This window comes from Cellulomonas iranensis NBRC 101100 = JCM 18110 (assembly GCF_001552375.1).
GTDB classification, from domain to species: domain Bacteria; phylum Actinomycetota; class Actinomycetes; order Actinomycetales; family Cellulomonadaceae; genus Cellulomonas; species Cellulomonas iranensis.
In genome coordinates this window covers 47,260-61,934 of sequence record NZ_BCRB01000016.1, presented here as the reverse complement: position 1 = coordinate 61,934, position 14,675 = coordinate 47,260, and the positions used below count along the sequence as shown (strand labels likewise).

Below are 14,675 nucleotides of genomic sequence, written 5' to 3'. Positions count from 1 at the left end.
GGCGGCGGCGCCGGCGGCACGGCGGCCGAGGAGCACGGCGGCGCGGGCGGCGGCGGGCTCAGCCTCCTGCGCCTCGGCGGGACCGACGACGACGCGATCGCGGTCCTCGCGGGCGGCGGCGGCGGCAGCGGCGGCGGCCACTCGGTCACGACCGACGGCTTCGGCGGCGACGCCGGTCTGCCCGCGGCTCCCGGCCAGGTCGCGCCCGGCGCCGACGGCACCGACGGGTTCGAGGGCGGCCCGACGGTCGGCGGCGGCAAGGGCGGCGGCACGACCGCGCCCGGGGCCGGCGGCACGCACCCGACCGCGTCGCTCGCCGGGCTGCCCGGCGTGGGCCGCACCGGCGGAGCGGGCGCGCCCGACCCCAACTACGACGCGGGCGGCGGTGGCGGCGCCGGTGTCTTCGGCGCCGGTGGCGGCGCGTCGACCGCCATCAAGAACCAGGACAACGGCCTGACCACGGTGGCCGGCGGCGGCGGGGGCGGCGGCTCGAGCGTCGTGGCCGCCACCGCGCGCGACGTGACGTCGACGGCGGCCGGCCGCCAGACCGGCACCGGCAACGGCGCGAACGGGTCCATCACGCTCGACTGGGTCGAGTGCGCGTACGACCTGGCCGTGACCAAGACCGCCGTGGTCGACGGCGCGCCCGCCGCGTCGCCCGACCTCGCGCCCGTGGGCAGCACGATCACCTGGACGGTCACCGTCCGCAACGCGGGCCCGCAGGCGATGACGCGCGGCGACGTCGTCGTGCTCCGCGACACCCTGCCGGGCGCCGGGGCGACGTTCGCGTCCGCGACCGTGACCGGCGGCGGCAGCGAGCAGCTCGAGCGCGGCCCGGTCGTGTGCGACGCGACGCCCGGCGCGGCCATGCCCGCGGCGCTCACCTGCGCCCGCCCGTTCGCCCCGCTGGGCGGCGCCGCCGACGGCGTGCGCGGGCTGGACGTCGACGAGACGCTCACGGTGGTCTACACGCAGCAGGTCACCGACGCACCCGGCACCGAGCTCACCAACGTCGCGAGCGTCGTGGACCGCGGCGACCAGGACGACAACACCGCGACCAGCACCGTCACGGTCATCGGCCCGCCGGTCGCGACCGACGACGAGGACCGCGGCAACCGCATCGGCGACCCCGTGACCGTCCCCGTCCTGGGCAACGACTCCGCGCCCAGCGGCGACCTCGACCCCGCGAGCGTCGTGCTCTGGGACGCCGACCGCGGCGTCTCCCTCGGCACCGAGCTCGTCGTGCCCGGCGAGGGCACGTGGACGGTCGACACGACGACGGGTGCGCTGACCTTCACGCCCGAGGCCGGCTTCCTCGTCGACCCGACGCCCGTGGCCTACCGCGTGAGCGACACCCACGGGCAGACCGCGACGGCCGTCGTCGTCGTGACGTACCTGCCGGAGGCGGCGGACGACTCGTCGCTCGGCCACGCGATCGGCTCGACCGTGACGGTCGACGTGCTCGCGAACGACACGGGCGACCTGGACGCGGCGAGCGTGCGGCTGGTCGACGGCGAGGAGCGCGTGACGCGCCTCGCCGTGCCCGGCGAGGGCACGTGGAGCGTCGACCCGACCACCGGCGAGGTGACGTTCACGCCCGAGGACGGCTTCCTGGTCGACCCGACCCCGGTGACCTACGAGGTCACGGACAGCACGGGCGACACCGTCGCCGCCACCGTCACGGTCGGCTACGTGCCGGACGCGACCGACGACGCCGACCTCGACAACCCGCTCGGCACCGCCGTGACCGTCGACGTCCTCGGCAACGACACCGGTGACCTCGACCCGACCACCGTGCGGCTCGTCGACGGCGACCGCCAGGTCACGACGCTCGAGGTCCCCGGCCAGGGCACCTGGACCGTCGACCCGACCACCGGCGCCGTGACGTTCACGCCGCAGGACGGCTACGTCGGCAACCCGACGCCCGTGCGCTACGTCGTCACCGACTCCACCGGCGACACCACGGGCGCTCAGGTCACGGTCACGTACCAGCCGGAGGCGACCGACGACGCGCGGCACGACAACGAGCTGGGCCGCCCGGTCGTGCTCGACCCGCTCGGCAACGACGCGGGCGACCTCGACCCCGCGACGCTGCGGATCGTCGACCCCGCGACCGGCGACCGCGTCACGACGCTGCGCGTCCCCGGCGAGGGCACCTGGACGGTCGACCCCACGACCGGCGAGGTGACGTTCACGCCGCAGGACGGCTACGACGGCAACCCGACGCCCCAGCGGTACGAGGTGTCGGACGCCGCGGGCGGCACGACGGGCGCCCGGCTCGTCGTGACCTTCCTGCCGCAGGCCGCGGACGACGTGGACGAGGGCAACGTGCGCGGCACCGCCGTGACGGTCGACGTGGTCGGCAACGACCGCGGCACGCTCGACCCGACGTCCGTCCGGCTGCTCGACGCCGACGGCGAGCCGGTCACGACGCTCGTCGTGGACGGCGAGGGCACGTGGACGGTCGACCCCGCGACGGGTGCGGTCACGTTCACGCCCGCCGCCGGGTTCGGCGGCGACCCGACGCCCGTGCGGTACCGGGTCTCCGACGTCGAGGGCAACCCGACCGAGGCGCTCGTGCGCGTGACGTACGTCGACGCACCGGCCGGGCCGACGCCCGCGCCGTCGCCGACCCCGACCGCGTCCCCGGCGCCCGCGCCGGACCTGGCCGTCACGGGCTGGGGCGGCTGGGGCGTCGCGGCGCTCGCGGGCCTGCTGCTCGTGGCCGGCGCCGGCGCGCTCGTGCTGCGTCGTCCGACGACGCGGTGACACCGACGCGGTGACGCCGACGGCCCGCCGGTGACCCGGTAGGCCCCGAACGGCCCGCGCCGCTGCGCGCGGGCACCCACCACGCGGTGGGGCGCACTCCCCCCGGAGCGCCCCACCGCGTGCGTGCGTCCCGGACGCGTCAGCGGTCGGACGCGTCAGGGGCCGGGCCGTCGGGGCCGGCGCCGCCGCCGGGCAGCAGCCCGAGACGGCCGGCCTCGGCGAGCGCCTCGGTGCGCGACGACGCGTCGAGCTTGCGGTACAGCGACCGCAGCTGGGACTTCACGGTGTGCTGGCTGACGACGAGGTCGGCGGCGATCTGCGCGCTCGAGCCCGTGCGCGCCAGCGCCCGCAGCACGACCGCCTCGCGCGGCGTGAGCGCCGGCAGCTCCTCGACCGCCGGGACCACGGACGGGGCCGGGACGTCGATGAGCTCGACGGCGCCCGCGGGGCCGTGCTCACGCGCGAGCGCCGCGAGCGCGGGCCGCGCGTCGGCGGGCAGCAGCGCGAGCGGCAGCCGCAGGCCGTGCACGGTCAGCAGCGCGTGCGCGCGCCGCAGGGCCGCCGCGGCGTCCCCGGCCCGGTCGAGCGCGACGAGCGCGACCGCCTCGAGCAGCGCCTGGTCGGCCTGGGTCCGCAGCGCGGGGCGGCGGACGGCCCCGGTGCGCGCGAGCGTGTCGAGGGCGATCTCGGGCCGGCCGGCGGCCAGGTGCGCACGGCCCAGCGCGACGACGGACGCCGGGTCGTCGGGCGTGCGCGGCAGCAGCTCGAGCGCCGCGAGCGGACGGCCGGCGGCGACCAGGAGGGTCGCGCGGGTCGCGTCGAGCCCCGCCGCCGCGGGCCGGTGCGCGGGCTGGCGCTGCGCGTGCACGCGCACGGTCTCGTCGAGGCGGGCAAGGGCCGTCTCGGCGCCGTCGCGCAGCAGGTCGGTCCACGCCTGCGCGTGCGCGATCAGCGGCCAGTGCTCGATGGTCGGCAGGTGCCGCGCGAGCGCGTCCAGGTGCGGCTGCGCCTGCGCGGGGTCGAGGTCCTCGAGCGCGAGGAACGCCTCGGCGACCCGGTAGGGCGCCCCCGCGTACCCCTCGACGAGCCCCGCCGGCCACGTGCCGGCCCGCACCTGCGCGACGTGCTGCCGTGCACGCGGCATCGCACCGTCGAGCGCGAGCGTGCCGGCGAGCAGCGCGAGTCCCGGGAGCTGCGCCGGGGGCGTGGTGGCCGCGGCGAGGCTCTGCTCGAACGCGTGCACGGCCTGCTCGCCCCGCGCGTCGTAGAGGAACGCGGTGCCGGCGTGCACGTAGGAGTGCGGCAGCACGTCGGCGACGCGTGCGCGCTCCGCCTCCGTCAGCGCGTCGGCCCGGCGGACGACGTCGGCGGCGGCGCGCGCGGCGGCGCGGCCGCGGCCGGTGAGCCGCAGCGCGACGACCTCGATGGTGCGCAGCAGCACACGGTCGGCGGGCGGGGTCCGCTCGCCCTCGACGCGTGCGCTCGCCGCGGCGAGGCCGAACAGGGCGACGGCCCGCAGCCGGCCCGCGGGGTCGGCGTTGTGCCCGAGCGCCAGCAGGAACAGCAGCAGCGGACGGCGCCGCAGCCGCAGCAGGTGCACGGGCCGCAGCGCGGGCCGGACCGTGCCGACGTTCTCGAGCAGGAAGGACCGCCAGTGCCGCCGCGCGACGGCCGTCACGAGGTCGAGGTCGTCGGCGTCGACGGCCGCGTGCAGCGCCTCGACGGGCAGGTCGTGGTCGTCGCACCACGCCGCGACCCGGGCCCGCAGCCGCCGGAACCGGGCCGGGTCGGTGCGGCGCAGCCGCGCGCGCAGCGCGTCGCGGACGACGGGCGTGTAGGCGAACCCGCCGCGGTCCGGGTCGGTCCACGTGCCCAGGCCCAGCGCGGCGAGGTGGTCGAGCCGCTCGCGCGCCTGCGCGGGCGCGCCGGTGACCAGCTCGGCGACGAGGTCGGGCGTCAGGACGTCGGCGGTCGCGGTGACGCGCACGAGGTCGGCCGTCGTGGCGTCGAGCTGGTCGACCGTGCCGGTGACGACGTGCTCGAGCGTGCGCCGCACGTCCTGCTCGGGGTCGCCCTCCGCGAGCGCGACGAGCCGGACCGCGAGCGGGGACCCCCCGGTCGCGGCGTGGACCCGCACGGCACGCCCGGGGTCGGCGTCGTCGCCGTCGAGCACGCGGCCCACCTCGTCGACCGTGAGCGCGAGGTCGTCGCCCGTGAGCACGTCGACGTCGACGCGGACCCGGGCCGCGGGCGCCTCGAGGGGGCCGGCGGAGCGGGTGGCGGCGACGACCCGCAAGGCGGGCACGGCCTCGACGAGCCGCACGACCTCGGTGGCGGTGGGCCCGTCGAGCGTGTCGGCGCCGTCGAGCACGAGGACGAGCGGACCGAGCCGGGTGAACCCGCGCACCAGGTGACCGTGGGCGTCGTGCGCCTCGCGCAGGCTCGTCGTGCCGCCCGCGAACGGGTGGTCGGCGGGCAGGCCCGCGTCGACGACCGCCTGCACGACCCGCCCCCAGAACGCGCGTCCCCGCACGTCGTGCACCGGCACCCACACGCCGCGGTCCGCGGTCGCGCGCGCCCACTCGGCGGCCAGCACGGTCTTGCCGCCGCCGGCGGGAGCGCGCAGCACCACGACGGGCCCGCCGTCCTGGACCCGGGCGACGAGGTGCGGGCGCGGCACGAGCCAGGACGGCAGGCGCGGCGCGCCGTGCACCGTGACGCCGTGCGGGCCGGTCACGTCGTCACCCGCTCGGGCGTCGGCGAGGTGGGGGCCCGGCCGGCGCGCCGGCTCGCGACGAGCGCGGCCAGCGCGACGACGCCCGCGGCGACGAACAGCGTCGGGTAGCCGCCGGCCCGCAGCACCAGGAGCCCCGCGAGCGCGGGCGCGAGCGCCTGCGGCACGTTGGTCGCGACGTTGAACACGCCGAGGTCGGTGGCGGGCGACGTCCCCGCCGCGGGCAGCACCTCCGTGACGAACGTCGTCGCGGCCGCCAGGTGGGCGCCCGACGCGAGACCCTTGAGCACCGCGAACACGGCCATGCCGGGCACGGTGGGCCACGCGAGGGGCACGAGCACCGCGACCGCGAGCAGCGCGCACGCCCCGACGAGGAACGGCGTGCGGCGGCCGAGCCGGTCGCTGCCGACGCCGGTGACGGCGGCGCCGACGAGCACCGCGACGAGGCTCACCGCGGTGAGCGTGCCGAGCACGACGGACGCGCGCGCGTCCGTGAGGCCGACGTGGTCGGTGAGCACGTACAGCTGGTACGTGTAGACGAGCTGGTAGGCCAGCACGAACCCGAACCGCGACGCGAACACCCGCGCGAACGCGGGCTCGCGGCGCGGGTCGACGAGCAGGCGCCGCCACGGGCGCGGCGCACCGGCGCGGGGCCGGGGCCGGGCCACGCCCGCGACGACGACGAACACCGCCGTCGCGACGAGCACGCCCGCGCCGAGCGCCGCGTACGCGCCCGCGGTGCCGTCGGGAGCCGCGCCGATGCCGGTCACCGCGACCGCGGCGCCGACGACCGAGGCCGCGCCGAGCGCCGCGAACGTGCGTCCGCGCCGTGCGGGCGGCACCTCGTCGGGCACGACGGCCGCGGCGGCGACGTCGACGCCGTTGAGCGCGACCTGCGCGACGACCCACAGCGCGCCCAGCAGCAGCAACGACGACGCGCGGCCGAGCGCGAGCAGCGCGACCGAGGCGACGAGCGCGCTGCCGACCATCCAGGGCACGCGCGGGCCGAACCGGCCGCGCGTGCGGTCGCTCAGCGCACCGACCACGGGCTGCGCGGCCACCGTGAACGCGAACGACACGGTGCTGACGAGCGCGAGGTTCTCGACCTTCGACGCCGCGTCGAGCAGCGCGACCTGCCGCGGCAGCAGCACCACGACCACGCCGGCGTAGCACGCGGCGAGCGCGGCCTGCACGAGCGCCAGGGGTGCCACGACGCGCACCGTGCGGGCGATCGTCGTGGTCACGCACGCCACGCTAACCCGGACGCCGGTCCATGTCGGCGTGCCCGTGCGGGTGAACGCGGACCGGGGCGGGCTGTGCACGGCGCCCGGTTCGTCCGGTCGCTCTCACCGGTTCCCACGGGTTCCCACTACGCTCGCACCCGTGCTGCTCTCCGACCGCGACATCCGTGCCGAGCTCGAGCAGGGACGGGTCGTGCTCGACCCGTACGAGCCCGCGATGGTCCAGCCGTCGAGCATCGACGTGCGCCTCGACCGGTTCTTCCGGCTGTTCGACAACCACAAGTACCCGGTGATCGACCCGTCGGCCGAGCAGCCCGACCTCACGCGCCTCGTCGAGGCGGAGGCGGGCGAGCCGTTCGTGCTGCACCCGGGCGAGTTCGTGCTGGGTGCGACGTACGAGCAGGTGACGCTGCCGAACGACGTCGCGGCGCGCCTCGAGGGCAAGTCGTCGCTGGGCCGGCTGGGGCTGCTGACGCACTCGACCGCGGGGTTCATCGACCCGGGCTTCAGCGGGCACGTGACGCTCGAGCTGTCGAACGTCGCGACGCTGCCGATCCTGCTGTGGCCGGGCATGAAGATCGGCCAGCTGTGCTTCTTCCGCCTGTCGTCGCCGACCGAGCACCCGTACGGCTCGCAGGAGTACGGCTCGCGCTACCAGGGGCAGCGCGGCCCGACGGCGTCCCGGTCGTGGCAGAACTTCCACCGGTCGGACGTGTGATGGCCGAGGCCGAGGCGCCCGCGCTCCCCGTCGAGGACCCGACGCTCGCGGACCGTCACCTGCTCGCGCTGCCCGCGGGGGTCTCCCCCGAGGAGGTCGAGGTGCTGGCGGCGAGCCGGTTCCGCGGCGTGCGCTGGGAGGACGCGCCCGCGTCCGAGGCGCCGACGCGCACGGGCGTGCTGCCCGCGGTGACGGCGGCGCTCGGCATCCGCGCGGTCGGGCGGCAGGCGGCGCCCGTGCGGGCGCTGCGGCTCGCGCGCCTGTCGACGCTGGCCGGCCCGTACCGCACGGACGCGGCGGGCGCCGTCGCGCTCGGGCTGCCGGCGACCACGGTCATGGTGTGGGTGCTGCACACGCCGCGCGAGCGCGGCGAGCGGCCGTACCCGGGCGGCGACCGCGACGGCCTCAAGCGCGCCTTCCCGGACGGTCTGCCGGTCCGCGAGGAGGGCCGCGTGGTGCAGTGGCTCGTCGCGGCGGCCCGCCGGCTGGGTGGTGCGGTCCGCACGCAGACGGGCGCGGTGCTGACGCCCGACCCCGACGCGTCGACGGACCTCACGGTGCTCACCGACCGCTGGGTGGAGCCCGCGACGGTGCTCGAGCTGGTGCAGCGCGTGCAGCCGCGCGCGTACCTGTCGGAGGCGATCCCCGGGTCGTGGAAGGGCCCGACCCTGCTCGCGGGCCGCTCGTCGCAGGGTGCGGTGGGCGGCGCCCCGGAGTCGGGCGGGTCGGGTCTGCGCTCGGCGCTCGAGCAGCACGGCGTGCAGGACGACGACGAGCGGCAGCGCCTCATGGCCGAGGCCGACGCGTTCGACGAGCTGATGCTCGCGGCGCCGCCGCCGTCGGAGTCGTTCGGCGTGCTGGTGGACCTGGGCGTGGACGGCATGCTCGCGGTCGAGGTGGCCGCGTGCGAGCAGCTGCCGCCGCTCATGGAGGACCTGCCCTGGACCAAGGACGGCGTGGTCGCGTACCGCGTGCGGTGGGAGCCGTTCGAGATCGAGCAGATCGAGCAGGAGAAGCCGTCGCTGCCGCACCGCGTCGCGCGCTCGCGCTCGGCACCGCTCGTGGCGCAGGTCGCGAAGGTGCTGCAGGCCGCCGTGGGCGGCGAGGTCGCCGACGAGGCGGACTTCCTGGTGGACCCGGCGGACCTGTAGGCACCGCACCGGGACGGAGGCCGCTCGTCTCTCGCGACGGCTGAGAGGACGAGATGTCGATGGGTGTGCGACATGTCGTGGTCGACGAGTCCATGCGTCGCGGCTACCTGCTGGTGGCGGCGGTGGTGATGCCGGACGACGTCACAGCCACGCGCCGTGGCGTCAAGAGCCTCGTCGAGCCCGGCCAGCGTCGACTGCACATGGTCAAGGAGTCCGACTCTCGAAGGCGCTTGATCCTGCAGCGCATGGCTGATCTGGGGTGCAGCGCGACCTTGTACGAGGCCGGGGCCGGCCACAAGTCGAACATCACCCGCCGACGCGCGTGCCTCGAGCGGCTGGTCCACGATGTCGTCGACACGGGCGCGGGTACCCGCCTGTGCTTGGAGACCGCCGAGGGTGTGGACAGGCGGGACCAGCAACAGCTGCTCGAGCTCGTGCGGCGTCTTCAGTGCCGCGACATCCTCGCCTACGAGCACGCTCACGCGAGCGCGGAACCGCTGCTCGCCGTCCCGGACGCCATCGCGTGGGCGTGGACCAGGGGCGGGGAGTGGAGACGTCGCGCGCAACCCTTGGTCTCGTCGGTGGTCACCGTCTGACCCCAGACATGCGTCGACCCGAGCGCCACAACCGTCCGGAAGGGTCTCGGGTCTTCGTCTTCCACCGGGATCAACTCCCAGGGCGCTGCCCAGCATACATTTCCCGTCGCGCGACTGTCTACCCCCTGGGCACCGTCATCGACCGCCCTGACCTGCGGGTTTGTCACGTGCCGAGCTCCAGGCGCGCCCCCGTCGGGGCCGGTCCCGGCGACGACGGCCGGCGCACCCCTGCTCGGGTGCGCCGGCCGTCGTCGTCAGGGCGCGGTGCGGCCCGGGCTCAGCCCAGGACCTCGGGGTACGGGACCGCGTCGTCGCCCGTGCGGCCCAGGACGTGCTCGGCGAGGAACGCCTCGACGGCGCCGTACCAGACCTTGGCGTGCTGCGGCGTGAGCACCCAGTGGTTCTCGTCCGGGTAGTAGAGGAACCGGTGGGGCGTGCGGCCCTCGTCGTCGGCGGGCAGGCCCGACGCGGACAGCAGCTCGTACCAGAGGCGCAGGCCCTCGCCGATCGGCACGCGGTAGTCCTTGTCGCCGTGGATGACGAGCATGGGCGTGACGATGTCGCCGACGAACCGGTGCGGCGAGTTCTCGAGCGCCATCTCGGGGGTCATCTCGCGCTGCCAGTAGAACGACGCGTCGGTGGTGGGTCCGAACTGGTCGAGGGCCCACAGGCTCGCGTGCGTGACGATCGCGCGGAACCGGTCGGTGTGCCCGGCGACCCAGTTGGCCATGTACCCGCCGAACGAGCCGCCCATCGCGGCGGTGCGCTCGGGGTCGACGTCGTCGCGCTCGAGCGCGGCGTCGGTCGCGGCCATGAGGTCGGTGTACGGCGCCGCACCCCACGCGCCCCAGCCGCGCTGGATGAAGTCCTGGCCGTAGCCGGTCGACAGCGCGGGGTCGGGCAGCAGCACGGCGTAGCCGCGCGCGACGAGGATCCACGGGTTCCACCGCCACGACCACGCGTTCCACGAGCCGAGCGGGCCGCCGTGGATCCACAGCAGCAGCGGGGCCTTGGCGTCGGGGCCGGCGCCGTCGGGCAGCGCGAGCCACGACCGCACGCGCTGACCGTCGGCGGCCGTGGTGACGACCTCCTCGAGGCGGCCGGGCAGCGGCACGTCGGCGGCGGGCGACACGAGCGGCGTCGCGGCGACGGGGCCGCCCGCGAGCGCGGCGGCGAGGTCGATGCGCACGGGGTGCGCGGGCGCGGCGTACGACGTGCGCAGCGCGTAGGCCGTCGCACCGTCGGGTGCGACCTGCACGTCGGAGAACGCGGCGTCGTCGCTGGTGACGCGCGTGACGGCGCCCGAGGTCAGTTCCACGTGGAACACCGGCGCGCGGCCGTCGTCGTCGGCGACGACGAGCAGGCCGTCGGAGGACGGCAGCCACACGAAGTCGGCGGGCCAGCGGTCCCAGTCGGCGCCGAGCCGGCGGGGCTCGCCGCCCTCGGACGGCACGACCCACAGCTCGACCGTCGGGGCCTGGTGCGGGGACGACAGGCTCTCGCGCGCGTAGGCGACCCAGCGGCCGTCGGGCGAGACGCGCGGGTGGCCCAGGTCGGCGTCCGCGTCGTCGACGAGCGTGCGCCGCTCGCCCGTCGCGACGTCGACCGCGACGAGCAGCGAGCGCAGGTCGCCGCGCGCGGCCGGGCGGTTCCACGCAGTGACGACCGTGCGGCCGTCGGGGCTGAGCTCGGGCTGCGTCTCGCGCAGCGCGACGCCCGCGTCGGGCGTGACGTCGCCGAGCTCGACGCGCGGGTCGCGCTCGCCGGCGCGCGGCGCCGCGACGTCGGCACCGACCGTGCCGACGAACGCGTGCGGCACGGCCGGGCCCAGGTCGTGGTCCCAGTACCGCACCGGGTAGCCGGTGTGCAGGATCGCCGCGACCTTCTTGTCCTTGCGCTCCTTGCGCAGCCGCTCGTCGTCCGCGTCGTCCGTGGCGGACGGCAGCACGTCCGACACGACGAGCACGGTCGGCACGTCGGCCGCGACCTTGACGCCACCGACGCCCGCGCCGCGGTCCGCGACCACGCGGGCCTCCGCGCCGTCGGCCGGCAGCAGCCACAGCGCGGGCTTCGGGTCGTCGTCGCCGTCGGCGTCCGGGTCGGGGCGCGCGCTGGTGAACAGCAGGTCGCCCGCGGGCGTGAACGCGGCCGACGACTCGCTCTTCGCCGAGCGCGTCAGGCGGCGCGCGGGCCGCTCGCCGTGCGGGTCGACCTCCCACAGCGCGGTCACGTAGGACGTGCGCTTGCGGTCGAGGGTCTGGACGGCCGTCACCAGGCGCTCGCCGTCGGGCGACAGGACCAGCCCGGACAGGCGCGGCAGCGCGACGTACGCGTCGAGGTCGTGGAAGGGCGTGGGGGTGTCCCCGCCGGGGGTGGTGGTCATGGCTACCGTCCTACCATCCCGGTGCGACGCGGGGCTGGTGGATTGGGTAGCCGCAGGGGACTTGCGGCTACCCCAACAGCCCTGGCCGATACCCATGAGCCCCGGCCGCCTTCCGCCTCTCGAGTGACCTGCCGACCGGGGCTTGCGGTGACGACGTACCCGTCCGGTGGATACAGCATCCAATGCCCGGCTTCCGGCTCATTGAGCGGCGTAACAGTCAACCGAATTCCCCGGGTGAACGGACCGTCCGCTTCGGGAGCCTCACTGCTGCCGGTCGCCCTTCCGGTCGTCACGCTGAGGGGGCACGGCAGTGATGCCGCGCTCTCGCAGGCGTGCGCGGATCGCGCCGAGGCCGGACGGTGGCGTCGCTTCGCTTGGTCCGAGGCTGCGGTTGTACATCACCCGCATGGAGGCTGGCGCCCGTGGCATCCGCGGTGGGAAATTGTAGGCCACACTTTAGTCAAGGGGGAGCAACGTGACTTTCGACCATCGGCACTACGTGCCTGTCGTCCTGACGAAGCGCGGCGAGAGGCGCGCACTCGGGGATCTCTCGCCGAGCGTCAAGAGTCATCTCACACCGTTGTTCGAGGTCGCGCCGATCGACTGGAACTTCGATCTCGATGAGCCCTCCAAAACGATCGATGGGCATCTCAGCACTCTCGGACCCGATCTTGCAGCCTGTTGGGGACACGACCGAGCCTTCGTTGACATGCAGTTCATTGCGCCGACAGAGCGGATGGCGGACGGCTCGCACCCCCTGGACTGGCTGATCGCGCAGGCGAATGCTGCGGGCGTGACGCTACTGCCGTCCGTTTCTCCGGGCCGAGATGTGGCCTACCGCGCCGCCGCCGCTCGCGCTGTCGCTCGTGATCGGCGGGGTGCCTGCATCCGACTGACAACCGGAGAGTGGCCCTCGGCCACTGGGGTAGCGCGACTGGACGAACTCCTGAGAGAGCTCGCTATCGCCCCCGCTGACGTTGACCTGATCCTCGACCTCGCCGAGGATGTGGCTGCTTCATCGGAGCTGGCCCTGACTGCGGTGCGGAACGAGTTGAACGCGCTTCCCTACGCGGCCGACTGGCGAACTGTGACCGTCTCCGGCGCCGGGTTCCCGAAGGACCTCTCGGGTGTCGGACGGGGGCTGAGTGCCGTTGAGCGAACGGAGTGGGTCCTCTACCAGGACTTGCTGGCTGGCTCCACCACGTCGGTTGTTCCCCAGTTTGGGGACTACGGCGTCGCCCATCCAGACCCGATTCTTAACATCGACCCACGTCTACTCAGCATCAGCGCGGCCTTCCGCTACACCATCGATCTAGCGTGGCTGGTGGCCAAGGGTGAGTTGTTCAAGGGCGCTGGAGGCTCCGGGAAGGGTGGCGCCGCTGCCCTTCCCGTCGCAGCAGCGATCGCTGCCGACCCGCGGTTCGCGGGGGCATCGCACTGCGCCGGGGACGCGTGGATAGCAGCGGTGCCTGGGTCTGGTGGGAATCCTGAAGCCTGGCGGCGCGTCGCGACCACGCACCATCTCACTCATGTGGCGGAGGCTGTCTCCAGGTTGCCCTAGCCTTCAGCCGCTCGCGGACGACACTGCGGAGTTCGTCAAGCTCAAGAAGCCGGGCAAGTCGATCCGAGAGCAGGCGCCTCGGCTTAGACCTCATGCCGCCAGCAGCGTCGCGCTCGTCGAGCTCGGACAACACCTCATCTCGCCACAGAAGCTGAGCGATTGCGAACGGATCGAGGCGCTCGCTCATCTCCGCGGCTCGCACTTCCTCGAGATGAACATCGCTGAGCCGTGGCGAGGCGACAATAATGCCCCATGACAGCGGAAGGTTGGGCATGCCGTTGGTGCGAACGTAGTGCTCTTCACCCACGACCAGCGTGGCGTGATCGAGCACCTTCGAGTAGTACTCGATCTGTGTGGGCAGCCGTCGTAGGGTGTCGCGATCGCTCTTCAACTCGTATCCCGAAAGGGTCCCGTTCACCACAGCGACGTCGACGCGGACGGTCCCGCACAGGCCGAGTTCGTCGACGTAGCGCGTCCCCACTCCACTTCCATGCTCGCTGCGCAACCGAGCATGGAGTGCGGATCGAATATCGGCGTCTCGCACCCTCTGACTCTACCCGTCGACCGGTTCGCCGCCCCTCGACGCGCGTATCGCGGCTGGACGATCGGATGAGACTTGCTGGGATGCGACGACTCTCGTGGACGCCAGCCCGCGTAGCACGCCCCTGCCTCCGGTAACGACTCCTGTCCTCGCGCGACCCGCCGCGCGGACACATCGGGCCTGAACCACGCGCTGTCCAGGGACGACTCCCGCCCTTCTCAAGGGTGGAACCACCCCCCGATCGCACGTGGAGCGCTCCCGGCGGAGCATAGGCTCAGGGCCTCGAACGCCCGGACACCGCAGGGGCTGGGGAGGTACTGAGGTGGCGGGCCAGCACCAGCCGCACCGCACCATGGCCGAGCGGCGCGAGCAGCTGCTGGACGCCACGGTCGCGGTGATCCGCGAGGGCGGTCTCTCCGCCGTGACGACCCGCACCGTGACGGCGCGCGCGGGCGTGCGGCCGAGCGCGCTGTACTACTACTTCGAGGACCGGGACGCGCTGATCGGTGCGCTCATCGACCGCGAGCTGTCGATCACGCTGTGCCACGTGTGGGAGACGGTCGAGCAGGCGGCGGGCGTCCGGGAGGGCGTGGAGTCGGCGCTGCTGGCGTACCTGGCGCACGTGCAGCGCGACGAGGCGTACCAGCTCATGGTCGCGGAGCTGACCGTGACGGCGTTGCGCCGCGCGGGCCCCGCGGGGGTCCGGACGACGTACGAGCGCCTGCTGGCCTCGGCGACGGACCTGGTGGAGCGGTGGTCGGCCGCGCGCGGCTCGACGTGGGCGCTGCCCGTCGAGGTGGTCGCGCGGGCCCTGGTGTCGCAGGGCTCGGCGATCGTGTCGTCGTGGCTGTGCACGCGCGACGACGCGGGCGTGCGCGCCGAGATCGCGGCGATGGCGCTGGCCATGAGCAGTCTCGAGACCCGCGCCGCCTGACCCCTGGGGCCGGCGCGGCGCCCGGGACGCCCCGCACGGGGTGACGA

General features: G+C 75.0%; 10 protein-coding genes. 6 read left to right on the top strand and 4 right to left on the bottom strand.

Features of this window, described 5'->3' with window-relative positions:
• Nucleotides 1–2,769, top strand: a 2,769-nt coding sequence (locus tag CS2_RS05270) for an Ig-like domain-containing protein (protein WP_439951182.1), incomplete at its 5' end; no start/stop codon positions are given.
• Between the two features lie 139 nt (nucleotides 2,770–2,908).
• Here the strand turns inward: CS2_RS05270 and CS2_RS05265 are convergent.
• Both CS2_RS05265 and CS2_RS05260 read right to left on the bottom strand, forming a co-directional pair.
• On the bottom strand, nucleotides 2,909–5,506 hold the full coding sequence (locus CS2_RS05265) for a LuxR C-terminal-related transcriptional regulator (RefSeq protein WP_070319168.1): 2,598 nt from the start codon (nucleotides 5,504–5,506) through the stop codon (nucleotides 2,909–2,911).
• On the bottom strand, nucleotides 5,503–6,747 hold the full coding sequence (locus CS2_RS05260) for an MFS transporter (RefSeq protein ID WP_167748899.1): 1,245 nt from the start codon (nucleotides 6,745–6,747) through the stop codon (nucleotides 5,503–5,505). Before CS2_RS05260 ends, CS2_RS05265 begins: the two co-directional genes overlap by 4 nt.
• A 139-nt stretch (nucleotides 6,748–6,886) precedes the next feature.
• Here CS2_RS05260 and dcd point away from each other — a divergent pair, with 139 nt between their 5' ends.
• The 3 genes from dcd to CS2_RS05245 all read left to right on the top strand — a co-directional run bounded on the left by dcd (nucleotide 6,887) and on the right by CS2_RS05245 (nucleotide 9,209).
• Nucleotides 6,887–7,462 carry a dCTP deaminase gene (gene dcd / locus CS2_RS05255; RefSeq protein WP_070319166.1) on the top strand — a complete coding sequence of 192 codons (576 nt, stop codon included), beginning with the start codon at nucleotides 6,887–6,889 and terminating at the stop codon, nucleotides 7,460–7,462.
• Nucleotides 7,462–8,613 (top strand): hypothetical protein, encoded by a 1,152-nt coding sequence (locus CS2_RS05250; RefSeq protein WP_046529794.1) that lies wholly within the window; start codon nucleotides 7,462–7,464, stop codon nucleotides 8,611–8,613. The genes dcd and CS2_RS05250 overlap by 1 nt, the downstream gene beginning before the upstream one ends.
• A 77-nt stretch (nucleotides 8,614–8,690) precedes the next feature.
• Nucleotides 8,691–9,209 carry a hypothetical protein gene (locus tag CS2_RS05245; protein ID WP_217997363.1) on the top strand — a complete coding sequence of 173 codons (519 nt, stop codon included), beginning with the start codon at nucleotides 8,691–8,693 and terminating at the stop codon, nucleotides 9,207–9,209.
• A 277-nt stretch (nucleotides 9,210–9,486) separates the two neighbouring features.
• Here CS2_RS05245 and CS2_RS05240 read toward each other — a convergent pair whose 3' ends face one another.
• Nucleotides 9,487–11,592, bottom strand: a complete 2,106-nt coding sequence (locus CS2_RS05240) for a S9 family peptidase (RefSeq protein ID WP_070319165.1) — start codon at nucleotides 11,590–11,592, stop codon at nucleotides 9,487–9,489.
• 475 nt (nucleotides 11,593–12,067) lie between these two features.
• Between CS2_RS05240 and CS2_RS05235 the strand changes: the two genes are divergently transcribed.
• Entirely contained in the window at nucleotides 12,068–13,153 is a 1,086-nt protein-coding gene (locus tag CS2_RS05235; protein ID WP_070319164.1) for a beta family protein, read from the top strand.
• Here CS2_RS05235 and CS2_RS05230 read toward each other — a convergent pair.
• Nucleotides 13,116–13,697, bottom strand: a complete 582-nt coding sequence (locus tag CS2_RS05230) for a sce7726 family protein (RefSeq protein WP_070319163.1) — start codon at nucleotides 13,695–13,697, stop codon at nucleotides 13,116–13,118. The genes CS2_RS05235 and CS2_RS05230 overlap by 38 nt on opposite strands.
• A 319-nt stretch (nucleotides 13,698–14,016) precedes the next feature.
• Between CS2_RS05230 and CS2_RS05225 the strand changes: the two genes are divergently transcribed.
• Nucleotides 14,017–14,628, top strand: a complete 612-nt coding sequence (locus CS2_RS05225) for a TetR/AcrR family transcriptional regulator (protein WP_046529792.1) — start codon at nucleotides 14,017–14,019, stop codon at nucleotides 14,626–14,628.
• Nucleotides 14,629–14,675 lie beyond the last annotated feature (47 nt).

Excerpts from the sequence above, each read along its gene's own strand:
- CS2_RS05250 (WP_046529794.1), top strand. The coding sequence starts at position 7,462 with ATGGCCGAGGCCGAGGCGCCCGCGCTCCCCGTCGAGGACCCGACGCTC.
- CS2_RS05240 (WP_070319165.1), bottom strand. The coding sequence starts at position 11,592 with ATGACCACCACCCCCGGCGGGGACACCCCCACGCCCTTCCACGACCTC.